Source organism: Paenibacillus sp. Y660, from assembly GCF_057221575.1.
The window spans coordinates 32214-48110 of sequence record NZ_JBXBBJ010000022.1 but is presented as its reverse complement, the minus strand read 5'-3'; the positions used below and the strand labels follow the sequence as shown (position 1 = coordinate 48110).

The following is a 15897-nucleotide window of genomic DNA, read 5'->3' as shown; positions in this document are numbered from 1 at the left end:
TGAAAGGGGATTCAACATGTTACACAGTTCACGCAAATCGGCATGGCGCAAAGGCGCGCTGCTTATCGTAGCAGTTGTGCTGGTCATGACGATGGCGGCATGCGGCGCGAAAAAGACAGAGATTGCTACCTATAAAGGCGGCAATGTGACAGATACGGAATTCAACAAGTATTTGGATGTATTTACGGTTATGCAGCCGACTTATGCACAAGTTATCGAAATACCGCAATTTAAGGAGCAGTTGCTCCAGCAGTATATCTCTTACAAAATATTAGGCAGCCGCGCTTCTGAGGAAGCGATTAAGAAAGCCGAAGCAGATGTAAAAGAGCAAATGAAGCAATATAAAGACGCATTGGGACAAAATGCAGAATTGAAAACGGCCATTGACGCGAAGAAATTGAAAGACAAAGATATGGAGGACTATTTGCTGCTGACATCGAAGGTTGTCGCACATATGAACTCCCAAGTAACAGACGAAGATATAAAAACCGAATATGAAAAGAACACCATTAACTATGCTCTGGTTACGGTGCGTCATATTCTGGTAGCGACTAAGGATCTGACATCCCAAGAGGGGAAAGAGCTTCGTACAGCTGAAGTAGCTTTGGCGCGTGCCAAAGAAGTGAAAGCTAAGCTGGAAGCTGGCGGCGACTGGATAGCCCTTGCCAAGGATTATTCGGATGACACAGAATCCAAGGATACAGGCGGGCTTTATGCAGACAAGTTTAACGGCGATTGGGTTGAAGCCTTTAAACAAACTGCATACAAGCAAGAGATCGGCGTTATTAGCGATCCGGTAGAAACAGAGTACGGCTACCATGTCATTAAAGTAGAGAAGCGTGATTCACCAGCCTTCGATAAGATAACGGATGCAGTCAAGGATAAAGTTAAGAGCACCGTTTCTTATGAGCTTATGAACAAGTTCATGACGGACGAGCTTCCTAAGCAAGAGATCGTTATCAAGCTTCCTAAGACGGAAGAGGAGACTCCGGCAAGCGATGCTCCTGCCGGAGATGAAACACCGGCTACTGATGCTCCAGCTACTGATGCTCCTGCAACGAAATAAAAGTAAGGACTCCTGATTTAGACCCTTTAACCAGCTGCTGGTTAAGGGGTTTTTTTTGCTAAAAAACTGAAATATGCATATCTAACAATGTATGAACCGGGAGCGTGCGGATGAGATTAAAAATGAATGGAGCTACCGTTTGAGTAAAGTCCATTTCAAGGTGCAAGCCTTGAAATGGACTTTTTTTGTAAACCAGGAAATTATATGTTATAAAATCTATCATAGAATAGAGCTTTTAATCATATATGAAAATGAATGTGATTGGCGCCGAGAATCCAGAAAGAGATGTCCGACCTACAAGGCGCGTTTAAGGCTTTAGATCGAGCGTTTCAGGAGATTGGACGACAACGCAGAAATGCAGCAGGAAGAACGCATGCGCCGCATGTACTAGCCATTAGCGGGGGAAAGGCATCTGATTATCGGATGCCTTTTTCTAATGGTTATTGTGTTATAGTTTCCGAGGGAGTTTAATAAAAAGAGCAGGAATTCGTAGCGCCTGCTCATCTGTGTGTGATATTCAATTATCGTGTCCCGTCTAAGGCAGCCGATCTAATTGGCTGCCGTTTCTCGAACGTTATTGGAAGGGTTCCGTTAGCAGCGCGTCCTTTACATCCGATAATGAGATTCTATGAATATGAGATACATATTTGAATAGAATAGAATAGAATAGCAGCATCATGAACAAGAAGAGACTTCTCGTGATGCCGAAAAAACTCATTAATCAATGGCCAAGAGAAAAACTGAAACAGAAACACAACTTAACTACTGCAGAACTACAGCAGCTTGCTAATGAAGCAATTGCTAGTGCCAAAATAATTGGAATTCCCCTTAAGAAGAAAAATCTTAAAGGGATGGAATCATTGATTCACAATTTTGAATATGGTTTTCTAATGCTCATTCATAAGTCCATCTCCATTTTACGTCGTAATTGGCTATAATCGCCGATTTTAATTCCGTGAAACAATTTAAAAAAACGGCCGCTGTTCGAATCGTTTGCGACAGGGCCGTTTTTGCGTTTTCTTAAGATAGCTTCGAATTTCTCCGCTTTTCTTGAAGGCGCTGATAATAAGTGGCATGGTTATATCGCTGGCGTAGATAAAGGAAGTTGGAGTTTAGGGGTATATAATAATGTTCAAGCACAGGCAAATAATACTGCCCCGACGTCAGATAGTCCATATTTAACTAGTAAAACCGATAATGCTAATTACAGAGTTATGGACCATAAATAGTAGGGAGTGATTTATAATGAAAAAAAAATGGTTACTTATTGGAACGGCCGTAACAGCATTACTAAGTGGAATGATTATTCTAGATTCGATCTCTGCAAGAAGTCCTATAGAAATTGAGAAAATTAAGACTAATCTTGCAAAGGAAGGGGTTATTCTTTCTAATATTTCTGCATCTGGATCAATTGTAAAAATGAATCTCAAATCAAACGCAGGTGAAAATAAAGCGACCCCAGAGGATATTAAAGCTATTCGAAATATTAGAAATGAATTGAGAAATGGCGTAAATAATACAATTGAAATTAAAAGCCTTGATTTGACTATTACCGGTAAAAATGATCAAACTATCTACGAAGGTAAAATGAATGACATCACTCAAATACCGGAATTTTCAAAAAAGCCAGAAGCGAAGCTCAATTCCGAAACAGTAAAAGAAGTATTGTTAAAGGATCTGAAGTCGAAAAATATATTATTAGATTCCGTGACTATAACGGATAATAGCCTGGGAGGAAAACTGGCTACGTTATTGATAACGGAAGAAGTTTCTCAAGTCAATTCTCTGGTTCCGGAAATTGAAAAATGGATCATGGAACTAAATGAAAAGGAAGGGACAGGTATTTCACAATATGACCTAACTATCAACGACAAAAATAAAGATACTATCGTATATTTAACAGTTGATTTGGTATATCGCGACTTTTATTGGTGGCAATCTCCGGTCCTTGATGATGGAACATGGACGAATTCAAAACCGGAAGATCCTAAAGATGCGGCAACAAAAGAGAAAATACAAGCAACGTATGACCCGACTATTGGAGTTGAAGGACCGAAACGACCTGAGCTTCCTAATGATCAATAGTTAATTGTCTTGATGGATGTGAGTAAATCAAAATCAATAAAAAAATTAATCAAATGGCTCTCAGGTATTTGTCTGAGAGCCATTTTTGCTATTCGCTTAGAACCGTGGTAATTAGCAGAATTAAAAAACCGCGGAGATCTTGAACGATTTCGTGAATATTAAATTTCATAGTCATGTTTAAAGCCTCCAATCGAATGGCCAACGATTATTTTTGTGAAATATCCGAATATTTTTCAACCCAATTTTTACGCCATTCTTGAAAAGGTTTATCTTGAAGCTCCTCTAAGGTTTTGCCGTCTATCGACCAGTAGCCGCCGTCCGATGTGTCACCGTGCGGATGCGAGGTCCCGCCTATAGGCTGGCCATCTGCTAAATAGACATAAACGTCGACTTTCTTTTTGCTGAGCGGATGCTTGGTTACGATAAACTTTTGGACCTGGATTGTTTTGCCGAAAAAGTCAGAGGGGTTGGCGGATTGCAAGCCCCAATAGATCATATAAGGCAGCTCGATTATTTTCTGCTTAGACAGCACGTAGCTCTCGGCAATGCCTTCGTCTGAAACGATGCGGTACCCTTTTTGCTCCAGGTAGTTCTGCGATTCGGAGCGCTCGATCGACGCGTCCTTTCCATCGTTACAGCCAATTGAAAAAGTAAGCATTAGCATGATTAAAAGATATTTCAACGCATTCACCCCTGTCTTCTTCTCTTCTTTCTTGTAACGAAACCTAACCTTGTATTGTTGCGAACAGCAGAATGAAAAACTGAACAAAGATTGCTTATTTTTGTAAAAAGTGATATCATAATTATATCATAATAATATATAGCTGAAGATGAAGGAGCGGGGTCGGATGAACGAGAAGAAAGCCTGGTACGTGAGTGGGTATATGGCGTTGCTGATAGCTGTAATCGCTGCTGGCGGTGGAATTTTTCTAATCATATCGGAAGCATCGAAGGAAAGCGGGTCGGGACTTATGATCGGCGTCGGTGTCTTTCTGGTGCTGCTGTCTGCGATTTGTCTATCCTCTCTTACGATTGTGCAGCCGAATGAGGCGAAGGTTGTTACGTTTTTTGGAACGTATATGGGCTCTGTGCTGGAGAGCGGTTTGTGGATGGTGCTGCCTTTAACGAGCAAGGCTAATATTTCGTTAAAAGTACGCAATTTCAATAGCCAGACGCTTAAGGTAAACGATGCGGAAGGAAACCCTGTCGAAATTGGCGCGGTTGTTGTGTTTAAAGTCATGGATACGGCAAGAGCGAGCTTTGACGTCGACAACTACGAAAGATTTGTAGAAATTCAAAGCGAGACGGCAATCCGTCATATTGCTGCTCAATATCCTTATGATGTATTCTCCGATGTCGATGCCTTGTCGTTAAGAGGAAATGCGGATGAGGTGGCATCTGAGCTTAACCGCGAGCTCCAAAATCGACTTGCAGTTGCGGGGGTTAAGGTACTTGAGACGCGTCTGACCCATTTGGCGTATGCCCAGGAAATCGCAAGCGCAATGCTTCAACGTCAACAGGCCATTGCAATCGTGGCGGCGCGTTCCAAAATTGTCGAGGGTGCTGTTGGGATGGTAGATATGGCTCTGCGCCAGCTTGCGGAAAATGGGATCACACTAGACGACGAGCGTCGTGCCGCGATGGTGAACAACTTAATGGTAGCGATCGTGTCCGATCGTGCCGCAACTCCTGTAATTAACACGGGAACCCTTTACGGCTAGAGGCCGATTATTATGGCAAAAGAGAAAAAAGCATTTCCGCTTCGCTTGGATCCTGATCTTCATCGTGCGCTGGAGCAATGGGCGACAGATGAATTTCGCAGCGTCAATGGGCACATTGAATTTTTGCTAAGAGAAGCGCTAAGCAAAGCAGGAAGGCTTAATAAGCCGAACAAGGCTGGCGGCAACGAAGAGGGCAATCCTTAATTTTAACCCTGACAAAGTAAAAAGCGAGCGATTATCGTGCATAGGGCGATAATCGCTTTTTTTGATGATCACCACGTTAAAATAGGCTGCGAATAAAACGAAAATATTTTCAATGTGATTAAACCTAACATACCAATTGACAAACCCGTGCAATCGGCACTATACTACGAATTAACGTTAGGTTTTATAACAAAAGAATATCGACTCTCGCAGAAGAATGACGCGGGAGCAACAAGCTGTCTAGGGTTCCGTTCGAACGATTTGCAGCACTCGAAGCGTATCGGGTGGGCATACAAGTTTGAGTTCTGGTCCGAGAGATGGCGTATAGCAAGCGGTTTCCTTAATCGGCGCCTAGGCTGTATAACACGGAAGGATAAAAGCCTGGGAGAATCTCTCCCAGGCTATTCATTTTTTTGTATAACAAATTTTGGGAGTGATCTTATGCTGGCTGCGAAATCGACAAACGGAACCATTGAGATTCAGGGATTGCAAAAAGTGTATGAGTCGAAAAAAAGTCGATTTGAGGCGCTTCGCGACATCGATCTGACCATCGGAGAAAATGAATTTCTTACGATTGTAGGGCCATCCGGCTGCGGCAAATCGACGCTGCTTCGGATGGTGGCAGGTCTTGACGAGCCAAGCGGCGGATCACTCACGGTAGATGGAGAAGACATAATAGGGCCAGGCGCCGACCGTGGCATGGTGTTTCAAGGCTACACCCTCTTCCCATGGTTGACCGTGCGTGAAAACATTGAGTACGGACTTAAGCTCAAAGGAGTATCAATTTTGGACCGCCGAAAAATATCGAATTATTTTCTAAAGGTCATCCGGCTGGAGTCATTCGACAAGGCTTATCCAAAGCAGCTTTCGGGCGGAATGAAGCAAAGGGTCGCGATTGCTCGCGCGTTAGCCAATCGGCCAAAGGTGCTCTTAATGGATGAGCCGTTCGGCGCGCTTGATGCGCAGACGAAGCTCGAGATGCAGGAGATGCTGCTGGAGGTATGGGAGAAGGAGAAGACAACGGTTCTCTTCATTACACATGATATTGATGAAGCGATTTTTTTATCGCAGCGCATTGTCGTTATGGGAGCAGGCCCTGGCCGTATTTTGAAGGAGTTCCGCGTGGAGCTGCCGAAAGGACGCACACCAGAGGTGCGCGAGCATCCTGATTTTCTGTCCTTGAAGCGTGAGCTTGCACAACTGCTCAAGCATTAATTAGACATAGGGGGAATAATGATGACTAAAGCTGACATGAACAAAAAATCTTTCGAGCAAGAAAGTGTTGAAACCGCCGCGACCTCCATCCCTAAATCGAGATCAAAGCTTTTAATAGTGCTTGGCATCATCGCAACCGCCATGTTTTTTCGACATCCTGCAGCTCTCTCCGGAGCGGCAGGATGTTTTCTAATTAAAGAGCCGAAGCGCTGAGCGATCATTAGCTTTGATCAAAAGCTTCTTGGCAACATGCAAGCAAATGGAGGAAATGGGGCATGCTGAAAAAGGATAATAAGGAAGCGGGAACATGGAGGCGTGATGATGCATGATGCCTTTTCACAAAGAGATGGAACGTTTGGCTGAAACTGTTGTCCGTGCATAAGAATTTGGGAGCGGATGAATACTATGGTCAGATTCAAAATCTTTTTGAAGGATGTTTCTTCTTCGTTATAAAAAAGCTCAGTCTGAGTATCCAGTCGATTCAAAATCCTCTAGGAAAGCGGGGCAACAAGAAATGAAAGCAACTGGAATTGTACGTCGCATTGATGATCTCGGGCGTGTGGTGATTCCGAAGGAGATCCGCCGTACACTGCGTATTCGCGAGGGTGACCCTCTAGAAATATTTGTAGATCGTGATGGCGAAGTGATTTTGAAAAAATATTCTCCTATCGGCGAGCTTGGTGACTTTGCCAAAGAATATGCAGAGTCGTTATTTGAGGGTACGAACCATGTTACATTGATCACGGACCGGGATACGATAATCGCTGTTGCCGGGGCCTCCAAGAAAGAGCTGCTCGATAAGCAGGTGGGGGCAGTTCTGGAGAGCTGTATGGAAAACCGCAGGACGATGGCAGAAGCAAACGGCGGCGCATTCGAGATAGTTAAGGATTTGCAGGAAACGTACAGCTCATTCGTCATCGCACCGATCATCGCCGGCGGCGACCCTATTGGCACCGTTGTACTGCTCAGCAAGGATGAGTCAGTGAAAATGGCTAATATGGAAACGAAGATGGCCGAGACGGCAGCAGGATTTTTGGCCAAGCAGATGGAACAATAGCACAAGTGCAAGCAAATGAAAGCAGCAATAGCGAGGAATATGACAGCTTCTTTGATCGAGAGAAATCTCGATTAAGGAAGCTTTTTCAAGGTTTGCGATTGTAAGGTATAATAATACCAAAATCAATCGATGGATAGGCAGGAGCGTGGGAGGATGAGCCGCAAGCCGAGGGGAAAAGAGCATGCAGCGGAGTTGCTCAAGCTTGTGGACGGGCGTAAAGCGAGTATGGCTGAACGTAAAGCAAGTACAAGTGGGCGTAAAGCAAGTACGACAGGGCATGAAGTGAGTACGGCTGGGGATAGAGGATTGCCTTCTGAGGCTGAACAATTGACTGGGGCAGCGGAAGGGCTGCAGCTGAAGGGAAAACAATTGACTGGAGCAGCGGAAGAGCTGCCCTTTGAAGGGCGAGTGCAGGCTAGCCGCGGCTCAAAACGGCTTTTGCTGAACGGCGTTGTCCTTATGGCGGGTGCGGCGCTGTTGTCTAAGCTAATTGGTGTTTTTCAAAAAATCCCGCTGCAAAATTTGGCCGGAGATCGTGTATTTGGCATCTACAATGCCGTATATCCGTTCTATCAGCTGGCGGCAGTTCTAGCGACGGCTGGCTTGCCAACGGCAGTGTCTCTCCTGATCACAGAGAGGCTGCGCAAAGGAAATGATCCTGAAGGCGTTAGGCGAACGTTATTTGCGGCATTGCTGCTGCTTGGGATAACGGGAATCGTTACCTTTGGCTTCATGTGGGCGGGAGCGGGACATGTCGCAATCTGGATCGGCGATGCTCATACGGCTGGAGCCATTCGCTCAGTCTCGTTTGCGCTGCTGTTGGCACCGTTCGTAGCAGCATTGCGCGGCTATGTGCAGGGGCTAGGCAGGATGGGGCTGTCCGCTGCCTCGCAAATCGTGGAGCAAATGATGCGAGTTGGCGTTATGCTGCTCGTGCTTGCGATGAGTTGGTCGGCGGGTTGGGCAGACGCTTCCGTCGCGTCTGGTGTAATGAGCGGCTCGGCGTTTGGGGCATTCGCTGCTTTGCTCGTCCTTGCTTTATATGTATGGCGGAATCGTCGCCGTAAGCGGGATGCACCTAAAGCTGGGGCACTCCGAGCTGAAATGAAAAAGCTTGCAGCTATCGCGCTTCCGGTTGCACTTGGGGCGGTTGTTGTTCCTGTTCTAGGAGTCGTAGATGCCTTTACGGTTCCGAGATTGCTTCAGGCAGCGGGAGCATCCGAAGCTAACGCGATGGCGTTGTTTGGTGTATATAGCCGTGCGCAGCCGCTTGTGCAACTGGTCGTTATGGTGGCTGGAGCGGCAGCTGCTGCGCTTGTGCCTGGCATTGCGCTTGCGCGAATGCGCGGTGCTTATGGACAGCTGCGCGTACAGCTTTCACTTGCCGAGCGAGCGGCATGGTCAATCGGCGCGGCGGCAGCTATCGGCTTAGCGCTTCTTGCTGAGCCGCTTAATGTAATGCTGTATGCCGATTCAAAGGGTACGATAGCGTTTGCTTTGGTCGGCTGCACCGCGCTTGCCGGCAGTGTGAACGCGGTAACAGCGCCCGTGCTGCAAGGGCTTGGCGCTGTGCGAATTCCGGCAGTGCTGCTGCTTGTTGCGGCGCTGCTCAAGGGTGTTCTTAACGCAGCGCTCGTTCCTGCGTACGGCATCGAAGGAGCGGCCATTGCCGGCGTAGCGGCATTAAGCGCGGCAGCTTTGCTGGGCTCGATCGCGGTGCGGTATATGGCGGCTAGAGCAGGGGCTTCGCTTGCAGGGAGCTGGGGAGCGGAGCGGAGTGTTGAGCGAGCTTCTAGGGAAATGAAAGAACGTGTGGATGCGAGTGTGGGAGAGAAGTCGTCTGGTAAGGTGAGTGAGCGGGAGGAAGGTCGAGCGTTTGAAATGGCGAGTGAGCAGGAGAAAGGGCGAGCGTTTGAAAAGGCGAATGAGCAGGAGAAAGGGCGAGCGTTTGTAGGAGTGAGCGAGGGTGAGCGGGAGGAAGAGCGTGCGTCTGAAAAGGCGAGCGAGCAGGAGAAAGGGCGAGCGTTTGTAGGAGTGAGTGAGGGTGAGCGTGAGAACGGGCGAGCTCCTGCGAGGATGCAAGGGCGAGGGCCGGCGATTGGTCGCGCGGCCATAGGCACGGGCTTTGCACTCGCGGTGATGGCCGCGGTGCTTGTTGTCGCCGAGCGAGCGCTGAGCGCTGCGCTAGGCGGGCTGCCGCCTCGGGCGGCAGCAGCTGCGCTTGCGCTGACGTGCGTAGCCGTCGGCGCTTGCGCCTTTGGCGCCGCGGCTTTGCGCGGCGGCGCTGTTAGCGCGCGCGAATTGCGCGCGCTTCCGGGCGGCGGCGTATTGGCCGCCCGACTACGGCGCTGGCGGCTTATTCCGCCAGCGAGGGATGAGCGCTAGTATAGGATTGCTAGCGCTTGAGCATGCAGTGTGTCCACTTTTTAGTCTAGCACCACAGACATATCCGTAAGAACACATACGTTCTTACAGTCAAGGATTGGCCGGAATTTGCTGCCAATAAGCACAAATACGTGCTTAAATCACCGAATAATCACCCAAACATGGCGACAAAATCGCAATAAGAACACATACGCTCTTACAGCCAAGGTTTATCTATAAATTGCAGCCAATAAGCACAAATATGTGCTTACAGCACCGAATAATCACCCAAACATGGCGACAAAATCGCCATAAGAGCACATACGCTCTTACAGCCAAGGTTTATCTATAATTTGCAGCCTATAAGCACAAATACGTGCTTACAGCACCGAATAATCACCCAAACATGGCGACAAAATCGCCGTAAGAACACATACGTTCTTACAGCCAAGGTTTAGCAAGAATTTGCAGCCTATAAGCACAAATACGCTCTTAAAGCATCGAATAATCACCAAAATAAGGCCCAGCCTACTCCATACGAAACATTTTTCACGCGAGGATATTGATGTTTCGTACGATTTGGTCCATTATTACTTTTGGTATTTGCTATTTCACTCGCATTCAACGATGCTGCTTACATAACGATTGCTCTAAGCTAGTTTCAAGCTTGTAGGATTTTGCTTTTGTATAACACTCTCAATGCACGTCTTTACTTGTGCTTATTCTCAGGCACATCTTTATTACTCTAGTCCACGCCTTACATGTATTTACTCTCAAAGGAGGCCTATCTCACATGGCAGCTTCACAACTTACTATCGTCGGACTAGGCTCGGGCGATCCCGATCAGTTGACGCTTGGCGTATGGCGCAGACTGCAGGCGGCGAAGCGCATATTCGTGCGTACGGCGCAGCATCCCGCGATGTCGATGCTTCAGGAAAATGGCATCGCCTATACTTCATTCGACACACTATACGAGCAGTTCGAGTCTTTTCCAGACGTATACAAAGCAATCGCGGAGGCGCTTATTGCCGAAGCAAAAAACACCTGTCCTGACGAGTCGCTCATCTACGCCGTTCCCGGCCACCCGATGGTAGCCGAGCGCACGGTACAGCTGCTGCGCGAGCAATGTCCGGATTTGGGCATCGACCTGCAAATTATCGGCGGCGAGAGCTTCCTGGATCAAGCGTTCGTCAGCCTCGGCATCGACCCGATCGAGGGCTTTGCGCTGCTTGATGCGGCCGATCTGCAGCCATCTCTGTTGCAGCCGCAGTTGCATACTTTAATTGGCCAAGTGTATGATGCTTTCACGGCATCGGATGTTAAGCTCGCCCTTATGGAGCGCTATCCCGACGACTACGAGGTTGTTGTTGGACATGCCCTTGGCGTTGCTAACGAGCAGCAGATCATTCGCGTTTCGCTATACGAGCTTGATCGTACGCCGGGCTATGGCAATCTATCGCTTATCTGGGTGCCGCGCTCTGACGATGCGGCGCTGCGCAACCGCTCTTTCGAGCGATTGCACGAGATTGTCGCGATCCTTCGCAGCCCGGAAGGCTGTCCGTGGGACCAGGAGCAAACACATCAGTCCCTTCGCAAAAATTTTATCGAAGAGCTCTATGAAGCGCTGGAAGCGATCGATAACGATGATCCGGACGGTATGCAGGAAGAATTCGGAGATGTTATTCTGCAAGTGATGCTTCATAGCCAAATGGAAGAAGAGACTGGCGCATTTTCTGTCTATGATGTGATACAATCACTAAACGAGAAACTTATTTTCCGCCACCCGCATGTGTTTGGGGATCAGGATGCTAGCAATTCGCAAGAGGCATTAGTCAACTGGGAGCAAATGAAGGCCGAGGAGAAACGCTTGAAAGGAACCGATGTGAACCGTCCTTCGGTACTCGATGGCATTCCGCCCGATCTGCCAGCCCTTATGAAAGCTTATAAGCTTCAGAAAAAAGCTGCTAAGGTAGGCTTTGATTGGGACGAGCTGGATCCCGTGCTCAGCAAGATAGAAGAAGAGCTCGCAGAGCTGCGCGAAGCGATTGCTTCAAAGTCCGAGGAGGAGCAAGCCTCGGAGCTTGGCGATTTGCTGTTTGCGGTCGTCAATGCCTCGCGCTTCATCCATGCCGACCCGGAAGAGGCGCTTTCTCGCACGAACAAAAAATTCCGCAGTAGATTTGCATATATTGAGGAACAGCTTCGTATAAGCGGGAAGCAATTTGACCAGACTGATTTAACAGAAATGGATCGTTGGTGGGAAGAGGCTAAACGTCAATTGTAGCTGTCATTTCGTCATGAATCGCCTTTTTTCCGCAACAATCGCAAAAAAATTTCAAATAGCGGCAGGATTTATTTGCTAGAAGGCAGAATAAGTATTCTTCGTGAGAGTAAGAATTGAAAGTAAAGGCGGCGCTGCTAGCGTCGACCACAAATAACGGTAACGAATTAGGAGGATTTTATAATGAACAAAACAGACTTGATCAACAACATTGCAGAAAAAAGCGGTTTGACTAAACGTGACGTAGAAGCAGTTCTTAACGGCTTCTTGGGCGAAGTAACAGATGCACTTGCAGGTGGCGATAAAGTACAATTGATCGGCTTCGGTACTTTTGAAACTCGTAAACGTGCTGGACGCACTGGCCGCAACCCGCAAACAGGCGCTCCAATCGAAATCTCGGAAGCAAAAGTTCCTGCATTCAAAGCAGGCAACAAATTGAAAGAAGCTATCCAATAATCAATGCGATTAGATAAATTTCTTAAGGTATCCCGGCTGATCAAGCGCCGTACCGTTGCGAAGGATGTCTCCGAGCAAGGGCGCGTATGGATCAACGGCCGCGAAGCGAAAGCAAGCAGCGCCGTAAAAGTCGGTGATGAGCTCCAAATCCAATACGGTCAAAAAATCGTAACCGTGCGCGTTGAGCGCATTGCGGAGACGACCCGTAAGGATGAAGCCGGAGAGCTGTATACCTTGGTGAAAGAAGAGCAGCGCCAGCGCGAGAATACGCTCGACTGGGAACAGCAGCAATAAAACCCAGACTGCCTGCAAGATAAAAACTTGTAGGCAGCCTTTTTTTGTACATATCTGTTTCAAAATGGTTTCAAAATGGCTATTAATGTTTATATACTCGGAGGACTAATCCATGAATCATCTTCAGCTCCCTATTCCGGAGTATCGACGGAAAGGTTTTTATTTGCTTGGCGACGCGTTCGCTCTTTTTTTCAAGCATGCTGCTCCTATTCTTTTCTTTGTTGCTGTTATGGCGGTTCCGGTCGAGGCGATCAAAAACTACTATTATTTTGATCCCGAAAGCGATTATGGTTTTCTTGATTCGAATTCGCGATGGGATGGTTTTATTGGGCTTATCTTTTTGAGCGCCATTACTCCAATGATTGTCCACTACTTACTCGGCCAAATGACAGCGACAAGCACCGGTATTAAGACTTCTATACTGTGGGGTATGCGCAAATGGGCACGAATGATTACGAACAGCTTTTTGCAAAATGTCATTTTTTTCGCAGGAATTATTATGCTCGTTGTGCCTGGCTTGATATTTGCAGTATGGCTGATGCTGATGCCTATTTTTGTATCGGTGGAGGATACCTCGCGGAGCAATCCGCTGATGGAATGCCGGCGAATGGCGCGCGGGCGCTTTTTTAAATTCGCAGGGTATGCGCTGGGCGGTTACGCGTCAGCCTTCGTTATCAGCATGCTCATTGTTTTACTCTCATTAGTCATACCGAACGAATCCTGGATCACTAACACTATATTTGATGTAGCGGTCGATTGGGTCAGTGAGCTTGTTACAGTCGTTTTTCTGCTGGTCTACTTGCAAGTGAAGACAGAAACCCGCGACTTGTCTCTGGAAACTGCTGATCTAGCAGAATAGGTTCTAATTCTCGTCCTTGCCCCATAAGCTAGTCTAAACATATAAGACAGGATAAGCCTCGCGCTTATGCCCTGCTTATATTAAATGCGAAACGTATGCCGCGCCGCCACTGGACGGCGGTAGCCGTTTACGCCTAGACATGTTAACGAAGCGGAGGACGAGTCTATGGTTGACCAAGGCAAGGGGCAGAAGTATCAGGAAGTGAAAATGCTAAATCGCAAGCTGCTGGAGCTTACAGGCGTCGTGAACGTGGAAAGCTTCGACAGCGAGGAATTTTTACTTGAGACAGAGCTTGGCTTCTTGGCGGTAAAGGGCCAAAATTTGCATATGAAGCATCTTAGCCTCGAACAAGGTCAGGTGGCAATTGAAGGGCTCGTCCATTCGCTCGCCTATTTGGATGGAAATAATACCTCTTCAAAATCAAAAGGGCTGTTCGGGAAGCTATTTAAGTGACGCTTAGTATGCAATGGTTGACGATGGCAGTCATGCTGTTATCGGGCCTTGGCATGGGAACGGTGTTCGATGGCTATCGGGTCGTGTCGAATGAGCTGAAGTTCCCGCGCTGGTGGCTGCCGGTGCTTGATGTCATCTATTGGATGGCGGCGGCTTTAGTCGTCTTTCGGGTGCTGTACGCTAGCAACAATGGCGAGGTGCGGGCGTACGTTTTTATTGGACTGGCCATCGGAGTCGTTCTTTATTATCTATTATTAAGCAAAATCGTTATTGTTGTCGTTAAATGGATCATCGGAGCAGTGCGAAAGCTCATTGCTATTGTGCTCAAATGTCTCGAGATCCTTATCGTGAAGCCGATTTTGCTGCTCTTCAAGCTGGTTATGGTTATTTTTGCATTTGGGTCTGCGCTCACTATTTTCGTATTAAAAATTGTGGTACAATTGGTTCGTCCATTTTGGAAATTGTTTGTTTGGATGGCAAGGCCAGCTATTCGTCCGCTTGGACGCTGGCTGTCGCCCTATATAACCAAATGGCAATTAGCCGGGAGGCTTAGCAAAATCGGACTACTAATTGCCCAATTGTGGAGCAAATGGTTTAGGAGGTAGTACCGCTCATGGCAACAGCTGCTGTAAATAAGACGCAAGGGAATGCTGGCACGAAACGTCGCTTCAAGCTATGGATGATGTTTATTGTGTTATTTATGGGCTGGGCGGCGTATACTATTTTTGGCCAAATGCAGCAGAAAAACGCCACTGGCGTTCATCTAAATACAATTCAAGGGCAGATTGAAGCGTCTTCCAAAGAAACAGAGGCACTCAAACGTCAAATTGAACGATTGAACGATCCAGAATATATCGAACAGCTAGCAACGAAAGAGCAGGGCATGGTTAAGGAAGGCGAGCAGCAAATTTTCAGTGATTAAATAGGGCTTCAAATCGGGTGAACGTCTGTTGACCTTACTTGAACGGTTCGGTTATAATCACGTTAATAGCGTTTTCGCAAAACATAGCATATGCTTATGAACTCAGTTTTGCTTCGCATAACTTTTAGGGAGGAACATTTTATTTTATGGCAATTGAAGTGGGCGCTAAGTTAGAAGGAAAAGTGACAGGCATTACGCATTTTGGGGCATTTGTCGACTTGTCGGGAGGTGTCACGGGTCTTGTTCACATTTCGGAAATTGCTGATAATTACGTCAAAGACGTGAAGGATCACCTGAAAATCGACGATGTCGTGAAAGTAAAAGTGATCAACGTGGACAAAGACGGAAAGATCGGACTTTCCATTAAGCAAGCCATTGACCGGCCAGAAGGCCAACCAGCGCCACAACAACGCGAGCGTCACAGCGGAGGCGGCGGTGGAAGCACTGGCGGTAGTGGTGGTGGTGGCGAACGTTTCAACCGCGGCGGCGGAGGCGGTGGTGGCGGCGGACGTCCCTTCAACAAGCAATCGTCTGGCAGACCGGCATTCGGTAAACCGTCATTCGAGGATAAAGTGTCACGTTTCCTGAAAGACAGCGAAGAGCGGATCTCCTCTTTGAAGAAGAATACGGAGGGCAAACGCGGCGGACGCGGTGCCAAGCGAGTATAAGCTGAATCGTCATAACATTATTTAAGAGCAGAACCTTATAGGTTCTGCTTTTTTTGCGTGCAAATGAACGGATTTTGACATTCAGATGGTAAGCGCTTACTATTTGCTGTCGAAGCGGAACGTTAATCCTGATAAATGCTGGTGAATAAATGGTAAAGCATCTGATTGGCACGGTCATTGTCGTTTGTGAGCCTGCTAGAAGCTGGAAAAAAATACTTTTCTCGTATACTCCATCAATACCGACAGGTTACT

General features: G+C 47.3%; 18 protein-coding genes and 1 riboswitch. Of the genes, 17 read left to right on the top strand and 1 reads right to left on the bottom strand.

All coding sequences use genetic code 11. The features are described from left to right. Positions 1-16 precede the first annotated feature (16 nt). The 3 genes from AC2TDN_RS20565 (at position 17) to AC2TDN_RS20555 (ending at position 3151) form a co-directional block, all read left to right on the top strand. Positions 17-1066: a peptidylprolyl isomerase gene (locus AC2TDN_RS20565; protein WP_484690040.1), complete on the top strand. Its 1050-nt coding sequence runs from the start codon at positions 17-19 to the stop codon at positions 1064-1066. Positions 1067-1767: 701 nt separating this feature from the next. Next, positions 1768-2004, top strand: a complete 237-nt coding sequence (locus AC2TDN_RS20560) for a hypothetical protein (RefSeq protein ID WP_484690039.1) — start codon at positions 1768-1770, stop codon at positions 2002-2004. 307 nt (positions 2005-2311) lie between these two features. Next, a complete protein-coding gene (locus AC2TDN_RS20555; protein WP_484690038.1) occupies positions 2312-3151 on the top strand; it encodes a hypothetical protein in 840 nt (279 codons plus the stop codon). A 205-nt stretch (positions 3152-3356) separates the two neighbouring features. Here the strand turns inward: AC2TDN_RS20555 and AC2TDN_RS20550 are convergent, their stop codons facing one another. Further along, positions 3357-3833 carry a hypothetical protein gene (locus tag AC2TDN_RS20550; RefSeq protein ID WP_482068989.1) on the bottom strand — a complete coding sequence of 159 codons (477 nt, stop codon included), beginning with the start codon at positions 3831-3833 and terminating at the stop codon, positions 3357-3359. Positions 3834-3999: 166 nt separating this feature from the next. Between AC2TDN_RS20550 and AC2TDN_RS20545 the strand changes: the two genes are divergently transcribed. The 14 genes from AC2TDN_RS20545 (at position 4000) to AC2TDN_RS20480 (ending at position 15645) form a co-directional block, all read left to right on the top strand. After that, positions 4000-4872 carry an SPFH domain-containing protein gene (locus AC2TDN_RS20545; RefSeq protein ID WP_484690037.1) on the top strand — a complete coding sequence of 291 codons (873 nt, stop codon included), beginning with the start codon at positions 4000-4002 and terminating at the stop codon, positions 4870-4872. Between the two features lie 12 nt (positions 4873-4884). Beyond that, positions 4885-5076 carry a type II toxin-antitoxin system antitoxin gene (locus tag AC2TDN_RS20540; protein WP_482068991.1) on the top strand — a complete coding sequence of 64 codons (192 nt, stop codon included), beginning with the start codon at positions 4885-4887 and terminating at the stop codon, positions 5074-5076. Positions 5077-5305: 229 nt separating this feature from the next. Further along, positions 5306-5466, top strand: a riboswitch (guanidine-I (ykkC/yxkD leader). Between the two features lie 51 nt (positions 5467-5517). Further along, positions 5518-6291 carry an ABC transporter ATP-binding protein gene (locus tag AC2TDN_RS20535; RefSeq protein WP_484690036.1) on the top strand — a complete coding sequence of 258 codons (774 nt, stop codon included), beginning with the start codon at positions 5518-5520 and terminating at the stop codon, positions 6289-6291. 21 nt (positions 6292-6312) lie between these two features. Beyond that, the gene (locus AC2TDN_RS20530; RefSeq protein WP_484690035.1) at positions 6313-6504 is read left to right on the top strand and encodes a hypothetical protein; all 192 of its coding nucleotides are present in this window, start codon (positions 6313-6315) and stop codon (positions 6502-6504) included. 301 nt (positions 6505-6805) lie between these two features. Further along, entirely contained in the window at positions 6806-7348 is a 543-nt protein-coding gene (spoVT, locus tag AC2TDN_RS20525) for a stage V sporulation protein T (protein ID WP_482068994.1), read from the top strand. 153 nt (positions 7349-7501) lie between these two features. Continuing rightward, entirely contained in the window at positions 7502-9733 is a 2232-nt protein-coding gene (locus AC2TDN_RS20520) for a polysaccharide biosynthesis protein (RefSeq protein ID WP_484690034.1), read from the top strand. A gap of 772 nt (positions 9734-10505) precedes the next feature. After that, entirely contained in the window at positions 10506-11996 is a 1491-nt protein-coding gene (gene yabN, locus AC2TDN_RS20515) for a bifunctional methyltransferase/pyrophosphohydrolase YabN (RefSeq protein WP_484690033.1), read from the top strand. 180 nt (positions 11997-12176) lie between these two features. Continuing rightward, complete coding sequence (locus tag AC2TDN_RS20510) at positions 12177-12449, top strand: HU family DNA-binding protein (protein WP_053373361.1); 273 nt, start codon at positions 12177-12179, stop codon at positions 12447-12449. 3 nt (positions 12450-12452) lie between these two features. Further along, positions 12453-12743, top strand: coding sequence for an RNA-binding S4 domain-containing protein (locus tag AC2TDN_RS20505; protein ID WP_076338521.1), 291 nt, complete (start codon positions 12453-12455; stop codon positions 12741-12743). A gap of 112 nt (positions 12744-12855) precedes the next feature. Further along, positions 12856-13602, top strand: coding sequence for a DUF7847 domain-containing protein (locus tag AC2TDN_RS20500; RefSeq protein WP_482068997.1), 747 nt, complete (start codon positions 12856-12858; stop codon positions 13600-13602). Between the two features lie 165 nt (positions 13603-13767). After that, positions 13768-14055, top strand: coding sequence for a sporulation protein YabP (gene yabP, locus AC2TDN_RS20495; protein ID WP_482068998.1), 288 nt, complete (start codon positions 13768-13770; stop codon positions 14053-14055). Beyond that, entirely contained in the window at positions 14052-14660 is a 609-nt protein-coding gene (yabQ, locus tag AC2TDN_RS20490) for a spore cortex biosynthesis protein YabQ (RefSeq protein WP_484690032.1), read from the top strand. The genes yabP and yabQ overlap by 4 nt, the downstream gene beginning before the upstream one ends. A gap of 8 nt (positions 14661-14668) precedes the next feature. Next, positions 14669-14977: an FtsB family cell division protein gene (locus AC2TDN_RS20485; RefSeq protein WP_484690031.1), complete on the top strand. Its 309-nt coding sequence runs from the start codon at positions 14669-14671 to the stop codon at positions 14975-14977. Between the two features lie 146 nt (positions 14978-15123). Continuing rightward, positions 15124-15645, top strand: a complete 522-nt coding sequence (locus AC2TDN_RS20480; RefSeq protein ID WP_482069001.1) for a S1 domain-containing RNA-binding protein — start codon at positions 15124-15126, stop codon at positions 15643-15645. The last annotated feature ends 252 nt before the right edge of the window (positions 15646-15897 follow it).